The sequence below is a fragment of the Colwellia aquaemaris genome (assembly GCF_057548755.1).
Genome location: NZ_BAAJLV010000010.1, coordinates 41,066 through 60,269 on the forward strand (window position 1 = coordinate 41,066; position 19,204 = coordinate 60,269).

The 19,204-nt window shown below is 39.4% G+C and carries 16 protein-coding genes; 9 read left to right on the forward strand and 7 right to left on the reverse strand.

The genetic code is table 11. The annotated features are described in order from the left end of the window. Positions 1 to 33: 33 nt before the first annotated feature. Both AC27HL_RS18285 and AC27HL_RS18290 read right to left on the reverse strand, forming a co-directional pair. A complete protein-coding gene (locus AC27HL_RS18285) occupies positions 34 to 1,113 on the reverse strand; it encodes an NADP-dependent oxidoreductase (protein ID WP_487082498.1) in 1,080 nt (359 codons plus the stop codon). Between the two features lie 114 nt (positions 1,114 to 1,227). Next, positions 1,228 to 1,929: a type 1 glutamine amidotransferase domain-containing protein gene (locus AC27HL_RS18290; protein ID WP_487082499.1), complete on the reverse strand. Its 702-nt coding sequence runs from the start codon at positions 1,927 to 1,929 to the stop codon at positions 1,228 to 1,230. Between the two features lie 173 nt (positions 1,930 to 2,102). Between AC27HL_RS18290 and AC27HL_RS18295 the strand changes: the two genes are divergently transcribed. After that, positions 2,103 to 3,020 carry a LysR substrate-binding domain-containing protein gene (locus AC27HL_RS18295; RefSeq protein WP_487082500.1) on the forward strand — a complete coding sequence of 306 codons (918 nt, stop codon included), beginning with the start codon at positions 2,103 to 2,105 and terminating at the stop codon, positions 3,018 to 3,020. Here AC27HL_RS18295 and AC27HL_RS18300 read toward each other — a convergent pair. Further along, positions 3,017 to 4,063, reverse strand: a complete 1,047-nt coding sequence (locus AC27HL_RS18300) for an ATP-dependent 6-phosphofructokinase (protein ID WP_487082501.1) — start codon at positions 4,061 to 4,063, stop codon at positions 3,017 to 3,019. The genes AC27HL_RS18295 and AC27HL_RS18300 overlap by 4 nt on opposite strands. Before the next feature lie 177 nt (positions 4,064 to 4,240). On the opposite strand from AC27HL_RS18300, the gene AC27HL_RS18305 reads away from it, so the two are divergent. Continuing rightward, positions 4,241 to 5,092, forward strand: coding sequence for a DUF6279 family lipoprotein (locus tag AC27HL_RS18305; RefSeq protein ID WP_487082502.1), 852 nt, complete (start codon positions 4,241 to 4,243; stop codon positions 5,090 to 5,092). Positions 5,093 to 5,205: 113 nt separating this feature from the next. Here AC27HL_RS18305 and pyk read toward each other — a convergent pair whose 3' ends face one another. Beyond that, positions 5,206 to 6,660, reverse strand: a complete 1,455-nt coding sequence (pyk, locus tag AC27HL_RS18310) for a pyruvate kinase (protein ID WP_487082503.1) — start codon at positions 6,658 to 6,660, stop codon at positions 5,206 to 5,208. Positions 6,661 to 6,736: 76 nt separating this feature from the next. After that, the gene (locus AC27HL_RS18315; protein WP_487082504.1) at positions 6,737 to 7,585 is read right to left on the reverse strand and encodes a MurR/RpiR family transcriptional regulator; all 849 of its coding nucleotides are present in this window, start codon (positions 7,583 to 7,585) and stop codon (positions 6,737 to 6,739) included. A gap of 325 nt (positions 7,586 to 7,910) precedes the next feature. Here AC27HL_RS18315 and zwf point away from each other — a divergent pair, with 325 nt between their 5' ends. The 5 genes from zwf to AC27HL_RS18340 are packed head-to-tail and all read left to right on the forward strand — an operon-like array spanning position 7,911 to position 13,565. After that, positions 7,911 to 9,380, forward strand: a complete 1,470-nt coding sequence (gene zwf / locus AC27HL_RS18320; RefSeq protein ID WP_487082505.1) for a glucose-6-phosphate dehydrogenase — start codon at positions 7,911 to 7,913, stop codon at positions 9,378 to 9,380. Further along, on the forward strand, positions 9,380 to 10,072 hold the full coding sequence (gene pgl / locus AC27HL_RS18325; protein WP_487082506.1) for a 6-phosphogluconolactonase: 693 nt from the start codon (positions 9,380 to 9,382) through the stop codon (positions 10,070 to 10,072). The genes zwf and pgl overlap by 1 nt, the downstream gene beginning before the upstream one ends. Positions 10,073 to 10,075: 3 nt before the next feature. Then, on the forward strand, positions 10,076 to 11,908 hold the full coding sequence (gene edd, locus AC27HL_RS18330; RefSeq protein ID WP_487082507.1) for a phosphogluconate dehydratase: 1,833 nt from the start codon (positions 10,076 to 10,078) through the stop codon (positions 11,906 to 11,908). Between the two features lie 2 nt (positions 11,909 to 11,910). Continuing rightward, a complete protein-coding gene (locus AC27HL_RS18335) occupies positions 11,911 to 12,909 on the forward strand; it encodes a glucokinase (protein ID WP_487082508.1) in 999 nt (332 codons plus the stop codon). 8 nt (positions 12,910 to 12,917) lie between these two features. Next, positions 12,918 to 13,565: a bifunctional 4-hydroxy-2-oxoglutarate aldolase/2-dehydro-3-deoxy-phosphogluconate aldolase gene (locus AC27HL_RS18340; RefSeq protein ID WP_487082509.1), complete on the forward strand. Its 648-nt coding sequence runs from the start codon at positions 12,918 to 12,920 to the stop codon at positions 13,563 to 13,565. A 307-nt stretch (positions 13,566 to 13,872) separates the two neighbouring features. On the opposite strand, the gene gap is transcribed toward AC27HL_RS18340, so the two are convergent. Then, positions 13,873 to 14,871, reverse strand: coding sequence for a type I glyceraldehyde-3-phosphate dehydrogenase (gene gap, locus AC27HL_RS18345; RefSeq protein WP_487082510.1), 999 nt, complete (start codon positions 14,869 to 14,871; stop codon positions 13,873 to 13,875). 243 nt (positions 14,872 to 15,114) lie between these two features. On the opposite strand from gap, the gene gndA reads away from it, so the two are divergent. After that, a complete protein-coding gene (gndA, locus tag AC27HL_RS18350; RefSeq protein ID WP_487082511.1) occupies positions 15,115 to 16,644 on the forward strand; it encodes an NADP-dependent phosphogluconate dehydrogenase in 1,530 nt (509 codons plus the stop codon). 93 nt (positions 16,645 to 16,737) lie between these two features. On the opposite strand, the gene AC27HL_RS18355 is transcribed toward gndA, so the two are convergent. Beyond that, on the reverse strand, positions 16,738 to 17,541 hold the full coding sequence (locus AC27HL_RS18355) for a DUF2989 domain-containing protein (RefSeq protein WP_487082512.1): 804 nt from the start codon (positions 17,539 to 17,541) through the stop codon (positions 16,738 to 16,740). 153 nt (positions 17,542 to 17,694) lie between these two features. On the opposite strand from AC27HL_RS18355, the gene AC27HL_RS18360 reads away from it, so the two are divergent. Then, entirely contained in the window at positions 17,695 to 19,143 is a 1,449-nt protein-coding gene (locus AC27HL_RS18360; protein WP_487082513.1) for a glyceraldehyde-3-phosphate dehydrogenase, read from the forward strand. The last annotated feature ends 61 nt before the right edge of the window (positions 19,144 to 19,204 follow it).

Genomic DNA, 19,204 nt, shown 5'->3' on the forward strand with positions numbered 1-19,204 from the left:
TTTACCTCTGATATTAGCACCGAGTAATGAAAATTATTCGGCTAATTCAAGCGGTCCCACCTCAACAACAAGTTTGCCGAAGTTTTCCCCCTGCAATAGACCGATAAATGCTTTAGCTGCCTGTTCTAAGCCTTGAACCTTATCCTCACGGAAAATAATTTTACCTTGTGCAAGCCATTGTGCCATTGCCTGGCTAAATTCGTTATAACGATGACCATAGTCATCAAAAACAATAAAACCTTGCATTTTAATGCGCTTAACCAATAATAAGCCCATTAATTGTGACATTCTGTCAGGCCCTGAAGGTAACTCGATAGCGTTATATTGAGATATTAAGCCACATAAAGGCACACGTGCGCTGGCATTAAGTAATGGCATGACGGCGTCAAATACCGCGCCACCAACATTTTCAAAATAAACATCAATACCCTTAGGACAGTGCTGGGCAAGTTGCTCTGCTAAGTTAGCGTCTTTATGATTAATGCAGGCATCAAAACCTAATGTTTCTGTAACATAGCGACATTTTTCTTCACTGCCAGCAACACCAACAACATGACAACCTTGTAACTTAGCAATTTGACCGACTAAACTACCGACCGCGCCACTTGCAGCCGCGACAACAACGGTTTCACCCGCTTTCGGTTGACCAATATCTAAAAGTCCCATATAAGCTGTTAAGCCAGGCATACCTAATACGCCAAGCGCGTAAGAAGGAGAAGTAAGTTCTCTCGGTAACTTTAGTAACTCATCGCCATTAGATACGGCGTAGTCTTGCCAGCCAGTATAGGCAACGACTAAATCACCAACCTGATAATTGTCGTTAAATGACTGTTCAACTCGGCAAACAGCGCCGCCCACCATAACTTCATTGATAGCAACAGGCTCGGCATAAGACTTGGCGTCACTCATGCGACCACGCATGTAGGGATCTAACGACAAATAAATGGTGCGAATTAACACTTCACCTTGTTTTGGTGTTGGAACCTTGTTAGTGGTGAAAGTAAAGTTTTCTTCCGTTGGTGCGCCAACAGGACGTGAAGCCAATGTAAATTGACGATTTTGTTGGCGGTTTTGCTGTAAAAGTTGTGTACTGTTGTCTACTGATAAAGTCATGCTATACACCTAATGTATGTGATGTTATTTAAATCTAGCAAATCATTGCTTATTTGGAACTGATGAACAGCTTATTTATGATCTGCGAGCGTATGCTTGGTTCATTTTTCGATACTAAGTTAAGTTTTTGATCAAATAATTAGCCGTTTCAAGTGAACTGGCAGGGTTCTGGCCACTAATAATGTTGCCGTCTGCTACAACAAATGAGCTCCAATCTTCAGCTTTTTGATAATTTGCCCCTTGCTTTATCAACTCATCTTCAAGTAAAAATGGTACAACATCTGTCAGCTGCACGGCATCTTCTTCACTATTAGTAAAACCTGTAACTTTCGTATTTTTAACAACTGCGTCGCCTTGTTCATTTTTAACATTAAGTAATACTGATGTTGCGTGGCAAACAACGGCTACGGGTTTGTTTTGCTGTAAAAAATCTGTGATCAAGGCTATAGAGTTTTGATCCCTAGTTAAGTCCCATAGCGGCCCATGCCCACCAGGATAAAATACAGCAGCATAATCACTTGCTTTCATTAAACTTAATTTGTGTGTACTAGCTAAAACATTTTTGCTTGTTTCATCTTGTTCGAAACGACGAGTGGCTTCGGTTTGAAAATCATCGCTAGCACTTTTAGGATCTAGCGGTGGTTGGCCGCCTAATGGTGATGCTAAGGTTACTGAATAGCCCGCATCTATTAACTGATAATACGGCGCGGCGAATTCCTCTAGCCAGAAACCTGTTTTTTCACCAGTATCACCTAATGTATCGTGAGAGGTTAATACCATTAAAACGCTTTTATTATGCTTAGTGTTCGAACTCATATTTATATTCCTATAAGGGGCGGTAAAACCTGCTGATGGCAGACTTTATTTTATGGCGGTAATTATATTCCTATATTCTTTCTATACAATGATGAGTATATTGATAACTTTGTTTCAATAATTGATACAATAAGTGCGATTTAATTTAAAACAATATTTTGGCAGGTACGAAAGTGGATATTTCATTTGAACAGCTTAAAAGTATGGTGGTTTTTTCCCATGTTGTCGAACAAGGCAGTTTTAGTGCTGCAGCAAAGCATATCGGGCTTTCTAGAGCTGTGGTGAGCTACCATATTAAAAAGTTAGAGCAGCAGCTAGGGATAAGATTATTAAATCGCTCAACTCGCTCTCTTGCGTTAACCCACGCAGGTGAAGATTACTATCAGCGTTGTCGTATTATTGCCCAACAAGCCAGTGCTGCGAATCAACAAATTGAAAATGTTAAAAATGAACCAGAAGGGCTGTTAAAGGTTACTTGCCCGGTCAGTGTTGGTTTGCATACCATAGTGCCGGCACTGGATAAGTTTAGAAAATTATACCCTAAAATTGAGCTTGATTTGATGCTTACTGATGAAGTGGTCAATATTGTGAAAGAGGGCATTGATTTGGCTATTCGAGGCGCACCATTAGCAGATTCTGGCTTACAAGCGCGAAAGTTAGCTGTTTTGGAAACCTGTTTATGTGGCTCTCCTGATTATTTTGAGCGCTATGGCAAACCAACGCAACCAAAGGAATTAACCGAGCATAGCTGGGTAATATACAAATTAACCAGCAATAAACTGGTATTAGAAAAGGCAGGGCGTAGTTATAGTGTGGAAGTGCAAGGGAAAATAGCGACTAATAATGCTGCTGCCCGAACTGCGTTTGTTGAGGGTGGGCAAGGTTTAGGGCGCATTCCAACGTATGATGCTTGGCCAAAAATTAAAGCGGGGCGCTTACAATCAGTTTTGGATGATTATCAACTACAAGCTATTAATGTTTATGGAGTTTTTCCTCCTGGTGCCGCCAACGCTAAAAAGTTACGTTTGTTGATTGATTTTTTAATACAGTTTTTTCAACAGCAACAAGTGTCTATAAATCATTTGCATTAGCACTGTTGCTGAGCGGTAAGGGCTAAAATATTATCTTGTGCTGCTACTAAACTTTTATTGACACGGTCTTTATGTTGAATAGCGTCTACTAGGGGTACATGAACAATGCCATTGTTGCATTCTCCGATCATGATATTTGACTGTTGCTCAATTAAGGCCTGAATTGCGGCAACGCCCATCTTTGTTGCTAATATTCTGTCTTTTGCCACAGGAGAGCCACCGCGTTGAATATGTCCTAATATGCAGGCAGTACAATCAATATTAGCCACTTCTTGTAGTTGTTGCGCTAGCGTTGCAGCGCCTCCACGCCACAAATTTTCTGCAATAACTATGATATAACTGGCATGGCGATTTGCTTGTGCTTGCTTTATTTCTTTCGCAAGTAAGGAGAGCTTTTTAGCCTCATTAGCTGCTGAGTCGCAATCAAGTTGGAAGTTTTCAAATGAAATCACCTGTTCAGCAGCGCAAGCAATTCCAACATTAAACGTAATATGGCCGCTATGTCTTCCCATCAATTCAACGATAAAAATACGTTCAAAGGCTTCGGCGGTATCACGTATTTTGTCAATAGCTTCTATCGCGGTATTAATGGCAGTGGAAAAGCCAATGGTAAAGTCAGTGCCATCAATATCATTATCTATGGTGCCAGGAATACCGATAATTTGCCCTGACCAGTGCTCGCTAAGAGCGAGCGCACCAGTAAAAGAGCCATCGCCACCAACAACAATTAAGGCATCAATTTTATTTTTCATTAAAGTGGAGGCTGCTTGTGTTATACCTAACTCTGTTTGCATTGCAGGACAGCGAGCACTTTTTAAAATAGTGCCGCCTTTATGAATTATATTTGCTACCTTTTGAGTAATTAACGGTGTTGATATATCGTCAAGCAAGCCATTAAAACCAGCAATAAAACCAATAACGTCAACTTTATAGTGTTGCGCTGCGATAACTGTTGCACGAATAGCAGCATTCATTCCTGGTGCGTCACCACCACTGGTTAAAATGGCAATTTTTTTTAAGTTTGTTATATCTTGGTTGTGCATAGCCTACTCCAATGATATCGAAAAGCTTTTTGGAACATTTTTCTAAATTAGCAGTCAATGCTTATAAGGTGAAATTATTTTGCATTAACTTTTGCTTAATTTAATGTAAATCAAAACTATAAAAGTAACTCAAGGTTCAGCGTATTCTAAACAGGAAAATAGTATGGAAAGCACACAATGATAAAAATAAAACAATTAAGCATATGGATGTTGCTCGCGGTGTTAGTATCGGGCTGTAGTTTTCGATTTGTTTACAACCACTTAGATTGGTGGACCAACTGGTATTTAGATGATTATGTTGAATTAAATAAACAGCAACAACAGATATTTGATGAGGAGTTTGAGCAGCTACACTTATGGCACCGCAGAACGCAATTACCTATATACAGTGAGCAACTTAAAACACTAAAGCAAGCTATTAACAATGGGATTGACGAACAACAAGTTAACCAAGCTTTAGATGATTTTCTCGAACATTGGCAAAATTTTTTACATGCGGTTGAGCCTAAGTTACAACCTTTGGTTTTTAGTTTTAATGACCAGCAAAAGCAGCAATTATTGCGGGCACTAAACGAAAGTAATCAAGAACGTTTGGACGATTATGAAGATCTTTCGGATGAAGAGTGGCATGAAGAAAATGCTCAAGAGCAACAAGAGCAGCTTAAAGAATGGTTTGGTAAGTTAAGTAAAGCGCAGAAAGCTCAAGTGACTATTATGAGTCAAGACTACAAACGTTCATTTGAGCCCTGGATAAATTATCGTTTGCAGTGGACAAGTCAATTTTCAGAGCTGCTCAATGGTAAACTCCCAGAACATCAATTTAAATTTGAGTTTTACCGCTTATTTGTTAATGGCCGTAGTTTACGTAGTGAAGAGTTTAATGCCATTACCCGTCATAACAATCAGGTTTTTGCACAAATTTTCGTTTATATGGCAACTAACGCGAGTGATAAACAGCGCAAGCGGATAAACAAAAGGCTTAATAAACTTATTGGAGACCTAGATTATCTAGCAAAGGACGATATTTAAAAGGTTTTGCAAAAAATATACATGGCAAGCGTTAAGAGTATTAACTTGGCTTTGTTAGATAAGAAAAAAGGTAGCTTTTAGCTACCTTTTTTAATGCTTATTATTTGAGAAGGTTAAGCAAAATGCTTTTTCGCTAAAGTTAGTACTTTTAAGGTATTAGTCGCACCAACAGTTTCCATTAAGTCACCATGGGTTAGCATCACTTTATCACCAATAGCTAATTCTGAATCTTTAGCTACGGCGGCTAACACATCTTCTGCCATAGCTTCAGCGTTATCACTGTTGGTTGAGTCGAATGAAACAGGGTAAACACCACGATAAATTGCCGTTTTTGTTAAGGTTTTGGTGTGGCGTGAAAGCGAATAAATTGGCAAGCCAGAAGAAATACGAGACATAATTTTGCTGGTATGGCCTGACTCAGTTAAGGCAATAATAGCTTTAACACCATCTAAATGGTTTGCTGCATACATGGCTGACATTGCGATAGTTTCAGAAACTTCTGCAAATGTCATTTCAACACGATGTTTTGATGTGGTTACTGAGCTTTGTTGCTCTGCACCTAAACAAACACCGGCCATTGCGGTAACCGTTTCTACTGGATATTTACCTGCGGCTGTTTCAGCTGAAAGCATTACCGCATCCGTGCCATCTAATACTGCGTTTGCAACATCCATCACTTCAGCACGTGTCGGCATTGGTTGCTCGATCATGGTTTCCATCATTTGTGTTGCGGTAATGACTACACGGTTAAGCTGGCGACTACGTGCAATAATGTGCTTTTGCTTACCAACAAGGGCAGCATCACCAATTTCAACACCTAAATCACCTCGGGCAACCATAACAACATCTGACGCAAGAATTATGTCGTCAAGTACTTTGGCATCGTTAACAGCCTCGGCACGTTCAATTTTTGACACTAAACGTGCATCACAACCTGCTTCTTGTGCTAATAAACGAGCTTCACGCATATCAGCAGCATCTCGTGGGAAAGATACCGCAAGGAAGTCGACATTAATTTTTGCTGCCAGTTTAATATCTTCTTTGTCTTTGTCGGTAAGGGCAGGTGCTGTTAAGCCTCCGCCTTGACGATTTATACCTTTATTATTTGATAATGGTCCGCCAACGGTAACCTCGGTGAAAACTGATTGGCCTTTGGTTTCTAATACACGTAATTGCACGCGGCCATCATCAAGTAATAATATGTCACCCGTTTCAACATCTTGCGGTAATTTTTTATAATCAATACCCACTTTTTCTTGGCAACCTTCACCTTTTGCTAAATTTGCATCAAGTTCGAATTTGTCACCAACAGCAAGTTTAATTGGGCCATTTTTAAAGGTAGAAACACGAATTTTAGGTCCTTGTAAATCACCTAAAATACCAACATAAATGCCAAGCTCTTGCGCAAGTTCGCGTACGGTTGTAGCGCGGTCAATATGATCTTGAGGATTACCATGAGAGAAATTTAATCTAACAACGTTTACGCCTGCTGCTAGCACTTTTTTTAATACGGCTCTGTCTTCAGTTGCCGGCCCTAAGGTGGCGACAATTTTCGTTCTTCTAGGCATTGTAATCCTTAAATGTGTTCAATTTTTTAGGGTATTCGTTATCAATTAACAATATGTATATTGCCAATTCATAGTATTAATCTTTACGTTCAAAGCGAGAACTGCGTAAGCTGTCTTTCACTTTCTTCAGGTTATCTCTAAATTTAGTGCCGCGGCGTAGGGTAAAACCGGTCGCCAAAATATCAATTAATGTTAGCTGCGCAATACGTGAAGCCATTGGCATATATAAGTCAGTGTCTTCTGCAACATCGACAGAAAGCACTATGTTACATTCCTTTGCCAGTGGTGTGCCGGCCGTAGTAATACCGATCACCGTGGCGTCATTTTCGCGGGCTAAACTGGCTACATCAACAAGTGATTTTGTTCTGCCAGTATGAGAAATCACCACAACTACATCGCCTTGTTGACTATTTATAGCACTCATACGTTGCATTAATATGTCATCAAAATAAACCACAGGTACATTAAAGCGAAAAAACTTATTTTGAGCATCGTGGGCAACAACAGCAGAAGCTCCTAAACCAAAAAATGAAATTTTATTAGCTTGGGTTAACAAATCTACCGAGCGGTTGATTGTTGACGTGTCTAAACTTTTACGCGCTAATTCGAGATTAGCCATGGTTGATTCAAAAATCTTTGCTGTGTATTCATCAGCAGAATCATTTTCATCTACGTGTCGATTCACATAAGGGGTGCCATTGGCCAAACTTTGCGCTAGGTGTAATTTAAAGTCAGGGTAGCCTTTAGTGTCTAAGCGTCGACAAAAGCGGTTTACCGTTGGCTCGCTAATGTTTGCCTGCTTAGCTAAAGCGGCAATACTGGCATGAATAACCGTACTTGGTGATGATAATATAACCTCTGCCACCTTACGCTCAGATTTACTGAAGGTATCCAATTCGTTGGCGATCTTTTCTAATATATTCATTACGTTTAAGCCCTAGGACGTTGATTAGTCGATCTTTATATTAACCAAATCAAACATTGCTGTAATTTATTTTCGCGATAAAAACAGAAATCATGAAAATTTATTTCATATTTTACGCTAATATAAAACAAAAGGGCAGAAATTTGCAAATCTTTAATACTTTTTTATCATAAAGTCTGCCTGTAGTCGCTGAATTTAAATAAAACACAAAATATGTAGTAATATTACAGAAAGTGCTTTACTGATGACGCTATAGCAGCTAAATTAGCCATAAATGTAGTTTAGTTACACTAAAACTAAGTAAATATAATTGAGTAGATAAGATATGAATAACATCGATTGCCAAGCAGCCAGTGAAATTGTTATTTTTGGTGCCCTAGGCGATTTATCTCGCCGTAAACTTTTGCCTTCTTTATATCAATTAGAGGTGGCGGGGCTATTAGGCCAAGATACCCGCATTATCGGCGTTGCCAGAAATGACATAACTCTGGAGCAATTTACTGAGCAAATAAAAGAAGGCTTAACTAGCTTTATCTCTGAAACGTTAGATTCAGATGTTGTTACCAGACTTTTAACACGTTTGGTTTATCAACAACTCGATTTCAAAGATATTAAATCCTACAGCGCTTTAGCACAAACACTAGCCAATAAATCATCTGCACGTGTTTATTATTTTTCTACGCCGCCCGCAATATACGGCGATATTAGTGAAGGTTTAAAATCAGTTAAATTGATAAATGACCATGATCGTGTGGTTATGGAAAAGCCTATTGGCCACTGCTTAGAATCATCTAAAATCATTAATAATCAAGTCTCTCGCTATTTTAATGAAAATCAAATTTATCGCATTGATCATTACTTAGGTAAAGAAACGGTACTTAATTTATTAGTACTGCGTTTTGCTAACTCACTATTTACCAATAACTGGGATCGTAACAGTATTGATCATGTGCAAATTACCGTCGCTGAAAGCGTTGGTATTGAAGGACGTTGGGGCTTTTATGATGAAGCAGGCCAAATGCGCGATATGGTACAAAACCATTTATTGCAAGTGCTATCATTATTGGCAATGGAGCCACCGGCGGACTTAAGCGCTGACAGTGTACGAGATGAAAAATTAAAGGTAATTAAAGCGCTAAAACCTATTACTCGCCAAAATGTGAAAGAAAAAACCGTACGCGGCCAATATGCAGATGGCTATTTAAATGGCATTGCTGTACCAGGTTATACCAATGAAGAAGGTGCTAATAAACAAAGTGGCACCGAAACCTTTGTTGCTATTAAAGCAGAAATTGACAACTGGCGCTGGGCAGGCGTGCCATTTTATTTGCGCACCGGTAAGCGTATGCCGAAAAAACACAGTGAAATTGTGGTCCATTTTAAACAGCAGCCACATAACATTTTCAGCGAAAGTTATGCTAATTTACCATCAAATAAATTAACCATTCGACTTCAACCTGATGAAGGTGTTGAATTAGAAATGATGAATAAAATTCCCGGTATTGCTTCACAAATGCAAATTCACGAAAACAAGTTGGATTTGAGCTTTTCAGATGCCTATGACAATTTGCGCGTGGTAGATGCATATGAACGACTTATGCTAGAAGTGATTAACGGTAACCAATCACTATTCGTGCGTCGTGATGAAGTTGAAGCCGCATGGCAATGGGCTGACGGTATTATTTCAGCTTGGCAATCAACAAATGAAGCGCCAAAACCGTATGCTGCGGGTTCTTGGGGGCCTGTTGCTTCAATTTCTTTAATCGCGCGTGACGATCGCCAATGGGTGGAATAATGTATCAGATAACTGAATTTGAACAACGTCAATTACTTGATGAGTCGTTAGCTGACAATGTTGCTAATATTTTAGCAACTGCCGTAAAGCTGAAAGGTAAAGCCAGCATCGCCGTGTCAGGGGGCTCTACACCAAAAGGTTTTTTCAAGGCCTTATCAAAAAAGGCACTACCTTGGCATGCCATAACTATTACCTTAGCAGACGAGCGCTGGGTAGATATTGACTCTAGCGATAGTAATACTAAGTTAGTGCACGAAAACTTATTGCAAAATGAAGCGTTAAAAGCGAAATTTTTTCATTTAAAGCAGGGTAAGGAATTAACGCCTGAAACCTTATCTGATTTAAATGTTGCTGCTGAGCAGCAATTATTGCCTTTAGATGTTTTAATACTAGGTATGGGTGAAGATGGTCATACCGCGTCATTATTTCCATGTAGTGATGAAATTGAGCAATGCTTATCTAGCGACAATGTTGCATTAATGAAAGTTGTTCCGAAAACGGCACCACATCAACGTATAACTTTTAGCTTTGCGGCATTAGCGCAAAGTAAAAATACTATTTTACATATCAGCGGCAACAGCAAGAAGCAAGTTTTAGCAACTGCTATTGCCGGGCAAAACGTCCAAGAAATGCCAATTAGAGCATTTTTACATGCTGATGATATTAACACACAAGTTTATTGGGCTGAGTAAATTATGAAGCAAGAAATTAAAGAGATCACCGAGCGGATCATTGAGCGAAGTAAAGACAGTCGCAAAGCCTATTTAGCAAAGATTGAAGCAGAAAAATCAACGACAGTTCATCGTGCTAGTTTGTCATGTGGCAACTTAGCACATGGCTTTGCCGCCTGTGGTAAAGAAGACAAAGCAGCTTTACGTGGAGTTAATCACTCAGATGTTGCGATTGTCTCTGCGTACAACGATATGCTGTCTGCCCATCAGCCGTATCAAACCTATCCAGATATCATTAAAGCGGCTGTTAAAGAAGCCGGTGGTGTTGCCCAATTTGCTGGTGGTGTACCTGCCATGTGTGATGGCGTAACACAAGGCCAACCAGGAATGGATTTGAGCTTAATGAGCCGTGACGTTATAGCCATGGCAAGCGCTGTGGGTTTATCACACAATATGTTTGACGGTGCGTTAATGCTGGGAATTTGCGATAAAATCGTTCCAGGTTTGATGATTGCCAGTATGACTTTTGGCCACTTACCTACTGTATTTGTTCCGGCAGGGCCTATGCCGTCAGGTATTCCGAATAAAGAAAAAGCACGGGTTCGTCAACAGTTTGCCAAAGGCGAAATCGGTGAAGATAAACTATTAGAAGCTGAATCTGCCTCTTACCATAGTGCTGGCACGTGTACCTTCTTTGGTACAGCAAATTCGAACCAGCTAGTTGTTGAAGTTATGGGCTTACATTTACCAGGTGCGTCATTTGTTGCACCAAATACGCCACTACGTGAAGAATTAACCAAAGCCGCAGCGCGTCAAGTGACTCGTTTAACACAGCAATCTGGTAATTATATGCCAGTTGGTAGAATGGTTGATGAACGCTCGATAGTTAATGCCATTGTTGCATTATTGGCAACGGGTGGCTCAACAAACTTAACTATGCATATTATCGCCTTTGCAAAAGCTGCGGGCATCATTATTAACTTCCAAGATTTTAATGACTTATCAGATGCCGTGCCGCTATTAACACGCATTTACCCTAACGGACATGCCGATATAAACCATTTCCAACAAGCAGGTGGTATGGCGTTATTGTTCAAAGAGTTAATTGATGCTGGACTTGTACATGAAGATGTTGAAACCATTTGTGGGCGTGGCTTAAGCCGTTATACTCAGCAGCCAATACTAGAAAACGGCGAATTAAAATGGGTTGAAGGCGCAAAAGTGTCTGGTGATCCTGAAGTTATTGCGACCGCGCAAGCGCCATTTAAAACTGATGGTGGTTTAAAAGTTCTTAAAGGCAATTTAGGTGTGTCTGTATTAAAAACATCATCATTACGTGAAGGTAGCTTTGTGATTAAAGCACCGGCGGTTGTTTTTGAAGATCAACATGAACTCGAAGCTGCATTCCAAGCTGGAGAGTTAGAAAAAGATTTTGTGGCTGTGGTACGTTTTCAGGGCCCTAAAGCGCGTGGTATGCCAGAGCTGCATAAATTAACACCGCCACTAGGCGTTTTACAAGATAAAGGTTTTAAAGTTGCTTTAGTAACTGATGGTCGAATGTCAGGTGCGTCAGGTAAAGTACCTGCGGCAATTCATTTATGTCCAGAAGCATTAGACGGCGGTTTAATTGCCAAAATTAACACCGGCGATATGGTGTTAGTTGACGGAGAAAGTGGCGCTCTAACACTGCTGGTTGATGAAAGTGAATTAGCAGCTCGTACTAATGCTAAATTCAATGTCAATGGTCATCATCAAGGAATGGGGCGTGAGTTGTTTGGCTTTATGCGCCGCAACTTAAGCTCTGCTGAAACGGGCGCTTGTTCACTATTTGATAATGACAGTGTAGGTGAGGTGTAGCTATGTTAAATAAGCAAGTGAACATTATTGCCGATATTGGTGGCACAAATATGCGTGTAGCCATTGCTGGTGAACAAGGAGATATTTCAGCCATTGAAATTTATGCTTGCGCTGATTATGCCGGTTTAGCGGAAGTGTTAACTGACTTTATCGAAAAACATCACTTACAAAATAACCAAATAAGTGCCTGTTTAGCCATTGCTTGCCCGGTAGAAAATGACTTAATTGTTATGACTAATTTGCCTTGGCAATTTTCTCAACAGGCGCTAAAAGCTAAGTTACAGTTACATAAACTTATTTTGATCAATGACTTTACTGCCATTGCCCATGCGATACCACAGCTTAGTGAACAGCAAAAAATTCAAATTGGTGAAGGTCAAACTCTGGCTGGTAAACCAATTTCAATTTGTGGTCCAGGAACGGGGTTAGGGGTTGCAAATTTAGTAGCAACAGAGCAAGGTTGGATGAGTTTAAGTGGTGAAGGCGGCCATGTAGATTTTGCCCCTGTCGATCAACAAGAAATGGCAATTTTAAACTTCTTATTAACTAAATATGCCCGAGTATCTTACGAGCAATTGTTATCAGGTTTAGGTTTAGAGCAAATTTATCAAGCCTTAACGTTTATTAAAAACGGTAAAGCTGAACAGTTACCAGCCAAAGAAATTACCACCTTGGCATTAGCTAATTCATGTGACTTATGTGTAGAGACTTTAGCCCAATTTTGCCGTGTTCTCGGCAGTTTTGCCGGTAACTTGGCATTAACGCTTGGCAGTTATGGTGGCGTTTATATTGCTGGTGGTATTGTGCCACGTTTTATTAATTATTTTCAAAGCAGTGACTTTAGATCAAGATTTGAAGCTAAAGGGCGTATGTCAAGCTTTAATCAACCTATGGCGACATTCGTCGTTACTGAAGAGCAGCCAGGGTTATTAGGTGCTTCAGCTTACCTAAGACAAATAGCAGCCACAGAAAATATTGCAACTAGCACTAAAGAGTATTAAGAGGAATTATGACGTTATCAAATAATTGGCAAGTTCAGCCAAGTGATCTATTTGCCATGGGGCCGATTGTACCTGTGCTAGTGATCAAAGATGTTAAAGACGCTTTACCGATTGCAGAAGCTTTATTAGCAGCAGACATCAAGGTGTTAGAAGTTACTTTACGTACCCCAGCAGCATTGGATGTGATCAGCACCATCGCCAAACATTTACCTGAGGCTGTTGTTGGTGCAGGAACAGTAACTAATCGCGAATTACTGCAACGCTCTTCAGATGCTGGGGCAAAATTTGCCATTAGCCCTGGCTTAACACAAGATTTGTTACAAGCCGGAAAAGAGGGGAATACTGCCTTGATCCCTGGAATTTCTTCAATTTCTGAATTAATGGATGGTATTGACTCTGGCTACGATCATTTGAAATTTTTCCCAGCAGAAGCATCTGGTGGTGTAAAAGCAATTCAATCGATAGGTGGACCATTTCCAGATATTAAATTCTGTCCAACAGGGGGCATTAATTTAAATAATGTTCGTGATTACCTTGCGCTGCCAAATGTTGCGTGTTGTGGTGGCTCTTGGTTAGTGTCAGATGAAATTGTTAATAATGCTAATTGGCAGGAAATTACCCGTTTAGCTAAACAAGTATTAACGCATGTAAATTAAACCTGTTTAACGTGTTTGCTAAACGATTATAAACCAAGCTTGTGCTTGGTTTTTTTATGCTTGATTTTTAAGGTCAGGAATAACGTTGTGAAACAATATTTTACTTATGATGTGCTGAATGAATTTATACTTCGCTGGGTAATTTAAACAAAGCCTAATGTAGCTTACTTTCATAATCTCATCAAAAATGTAACTTTTGAAATTCAATAGCGATAAAATTTTGCTTGGCGGGTTTATTTTGGCGTAGATAAGAAAAAGCCAGAAATGAATCTGGCTTTTTGTCGGCGATTTTATACGTAACTATAAGTTACTGGGTAGAAATATAGCTTGCTAAATCAAGTATTTTATTTGAATAACCAATTTCATTGTCGTACCAAGATACAACTTTTACAAATGAATCGGTTAATGCGATACCGGCCGTGGCATCAAATACCGAGGTACAACGTTCACCAATAAAGTCATTTGAAACAACAGCATCTTCTGTATAACCTAAAATGCCTGATAGTTCACCTTGAGCCGCGACTTTCATTGCTTCACAAATTTCTTGATAACTTGCTGGCTTTTCTAAATTCACTGTTAAGTCAACTACAGAAACGTTTGGTGTTGGAACACGAAACGCCATACCGGTTAATTTACCGTTTAAGGCTGGAATTACTTTACCTACCGCTTTAGCTGCGCCTGTTGATGATGGGATAATGTTTTGCCCCGCACCACGACCACCGCGCCAGTCTTTAGCTGAAGGGCTATCTACCGTTTTTTGTGTTGCTGTAGTGGCGTGAACTGTGGTCATTAAACCGTCTTTAATGCCCCAATTGTCGTTTAATACTTTTGCAACCGGTGCTAAACAATTGGTGGTACATGAAGCGTTAGATACAATGTCTTGCCCAGCATACTCAGTGTGATTAACGCCTATAACAAACATTGGCGTGTCATCTTTAGAAGGGGCTGAAAGTACTACTTTTTTCGCACCAGCGGTAATATGTTTACGCGCCATTTCGTCAGTTAAAAACAAGCCTGTTGACTCAACCACAACGTCAACTTCCGCTTCGTTCCATTTTAAGTTAAGTGGGTCACGTTCTGCCGTTACACGTACATGCTTGCCGTTAACAAGCAAATGGCCATCAGAGACTTCAACAGAGCCATCAAAACGACCATGAGTAGAGTCATACTTAAGCATATACGCAATGTAATCAACATCAATAAGATCATTAATAGCGACTACTTCTACATCTGCTCTTGCGAATGCTTCTCTAAATACGAATCGGCCGATACGACCAAAACCGTTAATTCCTACTCTAATTGTCATAATCAAACCTCTTATAAAATTATGTAGTAAAATTACATCATTTTTCGTAAATTACAAGTAATAAATCAACATAAGAGAATAAATATTGATTTAACGCTTGTTTTATTGCGTATTGTTACTAAAATATCGGCAATTAAAATCATTAGTGATAAAATGTTGTGATAATGACATTTTAATTAGGCACGTATTCAGTAAAATTAACCATGAATTAGTGCATTTACCTTTCTTTTATGTGGATCTTTTATGACACAGAACAATAACTTATGTGACATTGGTTTTATTGGCTTAGGTGTAATGGGAAAAAACCTAGTGCTAAACTTGGCTGATAATGGTTTTAGCATTGCTGCCTTTGACCTAGATAACGCCAAAGTGGAAGATGCTATTGCACAAGACAAAGCAGAAAGTGGTTTATCAACAGCTCGTGTTATTGGCTGTTCTTCATATACGGAATTGTTGTCTTGTTTAAAACCTCCTCATTTGATCGTGTTGTCAGTTCCTGCTGGCGCGCCTGTTGATCAAGTGTGTGAAAATTTAATTGGCGCTGGTATTCAACCAGACGATATTGTTATCGATACCGGTAACAGCTTGTGGGTAGATACCGTTGCAAGAGAAAAGCAATATAAAAACAATTTTATTCTATTCTCGTCAGCGGTTTCAGGTGGTGAAGTAGGGGCTCGATTCGGACCTGCGCTAATGCCGAGTGGTTCACCATATGCGTGGACACGTATCAAACCTATTTGGCAAGCGATTGCTGCGAAAGTTGATGGCGAAACCGGCAAACCAATTGAACGTACAAAACCTGGCGAAGTTGTGAACCAAGGTGAACCGTGTGCTGCTTATATTGGCCCTGCGGGTGCTGGTCATTACGTTAAAATGGTACATAACGGTATTGAATACGCTGATATGCAAATTATTTGTGAAGCCTATCAAATGTTACGTGATGGTTTAGGTTTAACAAGTGCAGATATTGCAGATATTTTTGAGCAATGGAATAAAGGTCCATTAGATAGTTATCTTATGGAAATTTCAGTTGAGGTATTACGTCAGCAAGTGGCTGAAGAAAATACGCCCCTTGTTGATTTAATTTTAGATAAAGCGGGGCAAAAGGGCACAGGTTTATGGACGGCCATGAGCAGTTTAGAACTAGGCACCCCAGCGCCAACAATTGCACAAGCTGTGTATGCGCGCTCGATTTCATCATTTAAAAACTTACGTGTGCAAGCGGCAGGTGTATTATCTGGCCCTGTTGCGCACGATCACACTGACCAAGAAAAAGCTGAATTTATAGAGCAACTTCATGACGCTATTTATTGCGCAAAAATTTGTGCCTACGCACAAGGTTTTCAATTAATGAAATTAGCTGAGAAAGAACATAATTGGCAACTTGATTTTGCTAGTATTGCTAAGATTTGGCGTGCTGGTTGTATTATCCGTGCAGTATTTCTTCAGTCAATTACACAAGCCTTTGAGCGTAATCCAGAACTAGACAATCTCTTGCTTGATGAATTTTTTGCTGAACAATTATGTAAGCATCAATTAAATTGGCGTAAAGCAGTAGCAAACTCTGCCCTAATGGGCATTCCAACCGGCGCTATATCGTCAGCGCTGTCTTATTATGACTCTATGCGTTGCGAGGTTTTGCCAGCGAACTTGTTACAGGGGCAAAGGGACTTCTTTGGGGCACATACCTTTGAACGTGTTGATAAACCAGCAGGGAAGAAATATCACGTTTCTTGGTCTAGTCCAAATCGAGAAATTAATGAAATAGGATAGCCAAGCCTAGCAATGTAGTATTTACATATTGGTTTAAAAAGGGCAGCTTAAGCTGCCTTTTTAGTACTAAGTGTTTTAGCTAAATTTAGTTGGCTAGGTATGTGGTGAAACAAAAGTATTTGAGGTGATTTTATCTAAGGTATTATTCGCCACTCTATCCAAAAATTCAGCATCTAAGCCGTATCCTTTAATATAGCTTTGTAGCGTTGCTTCGTTAATACTTTCATCACTTGGATCATAGAGTAGCAATATTTTAGACCAAATATACACTTGTTTATATTCAGTTTTCTCGGCAAATATACTAGCAATTGATTTAAAAATTTCAGTATCTATCGCGGTGCCTGAAGGTGTTAATTCAAGGGCATGATATAACAACTTTAAGGTTTTATTAGGGTCTCTTTTTGCGTAATAGCTAGCTAAATTTACTTGTCTGTTAGCTTTTTCTAGTAACTCATTACCTTCTAAGGCAATAAATTTGTTTAAAGAGTCTTCATTTAAATAACGTGACCAATGAAAAAATAATAAATCAGGGTGTTCTGAATTTTGCGTGGCAAGCGAAAGTTCTTTTATTTTTTTACGTGCTTTTAATACGTTATTAATTCGAATGGTTTTTTTTACTTTTAATTTAATATGTTCAATTTTAGACGCATGTGCCATACATTTTTCGTAGCCCTCATATGCAATCAATTGCTGAAATTTGTTACTGTCATTCGCTTCGAGCTTATGGTCTAAATTGGCAAAACCAACAGCAATGCGTTCTCGTTTGCACCAAGTATCTTCTTGAAACTCTTCGCATATCTCGACGTGTTTGTCGCACAATTCAGCAAAATTTGGCCCTTGTTCACATGCTATTAACGTGAATAAAGGTAAAATAGACACTAATTTATAAAATTTCATCTTTTTCTCAATTTATCCCTGAAAAACTTTTGTAACTGGTGGCGAAATATTTCATGTTCGATTACAATGTGCGCCGCATTTAGTTATTAGTAATTATATCCTTTAATTAATAATAACCCATCGTTCAATTGACTGAAATAAAAGGTTTACGCAATGACTTCTCATCTTGAGGAACAATATCAAACTAGCTGGCAAGAACGTCAAACATTCGCTGAAAACATGCAGCCGATCATCGGGCAGTTATTTAGAAATAACGGTATCGAAATTTCTGTATATGGTCGTCCTTTAGTAAATGCGTCTGCTATCGACATTATTAAAGCACATAAATCAGTAGCTTTACACGAAGAAAATAAATTACGTTTACGTGAGAGTTTCCCATTCGTTCAAGCGTTAGCTAACATGTCACTTGCGCCAGCGCGAATTGATGTAGGTAAACTAGCTTACCGTTACTTATTTAAAGGCGAAGCAAACGGCCTTTCAATTGAACAATTTTTAGAAAAAGAATTAAACAGCATCTCAAAAGATACTGACGCACAAGAAGCGAAAGACGTAGTACTTTACGGTTTTGGTCGTATTGGTCGTTTGTTAGCTCGTTTACTTATCGAGCGTGCTGGCCCTAGTTCAAAATTAAACTTACGTGCTATTGTTATTCGTCCAGGTAAAGCGGGTGACTTAGCTAAACGTGCTAGCTTACTTCGTCGTGATTCAGTACACGGTGCATTCAATGGTAGCATCACTATTGATGAAGAAAACAACGTAATTAAAGCTAACGGTGCTTTCATTCAGGTGATTTACGCAAAATCTCCATCAGATATCGATTACACAGCCTACGGCATTAACAACGCTTTAGTTGTTGATAACACAGGTATCTGGAGTGACGAAGAAGGTTTAGGCCAACATTTACAGTCTACAGGTGTTTCAAAAGTACTATTAACTGCACCAGCAAAAGGCGATATTAAAAACATCGTTTATGGCGTAAACGAAGATATGATTTTAGCAGAAGATAAAATCGTGTCTGCTGCAAGCTGTACAACAAATGCTATTACTCCGGTATTAAAGGCATTAAACGATGAGTTTGGTATTCGTAACGGCCATGTTGAAACCGTGCACTCTTACACTAACGATCAAAACCTAATTGATAACTATCACCCAGCGCCTCGTCGTGGTCGTAGTGCTCCTTTAAATATGGTAATTAGTACTACCGGTGCAGCTAAAGCTGTTGCTAAAGCATTACCTGAGCTAAAAGGGCTGTTAACAGGTAACGCAATTCGTGTTCCTACGCCAAACGTTTCAATGGCGATCATGAACTTGAACTTGAAAAAAGCGACTGACAAAGACGCGCTAAATGATTACTTACGTAACATTTCTTTGAACTCTAAACTTCAAAACCAAGTTGATTACACTGCATCAACTGAAATTGTATCAACTGACCTAGTTGGTTCACGTTACGCAGGTGTTGTTGACTCACAAGCAACAATTGTTGACGGCGACCGCGCTGTACTTTACGTATGGTACGATAACGAGTTTGGTTATAGCTGCCAGGTTGTACGTGTAATGCTAGAAATGGCAGGTATTCAGGTACCAACTTTACCACTACAATAAGCAGTAATTATTTCGTTGCAATTTCGCAACGAAACTTAGCTAATGAAAGCGTTTATCAATA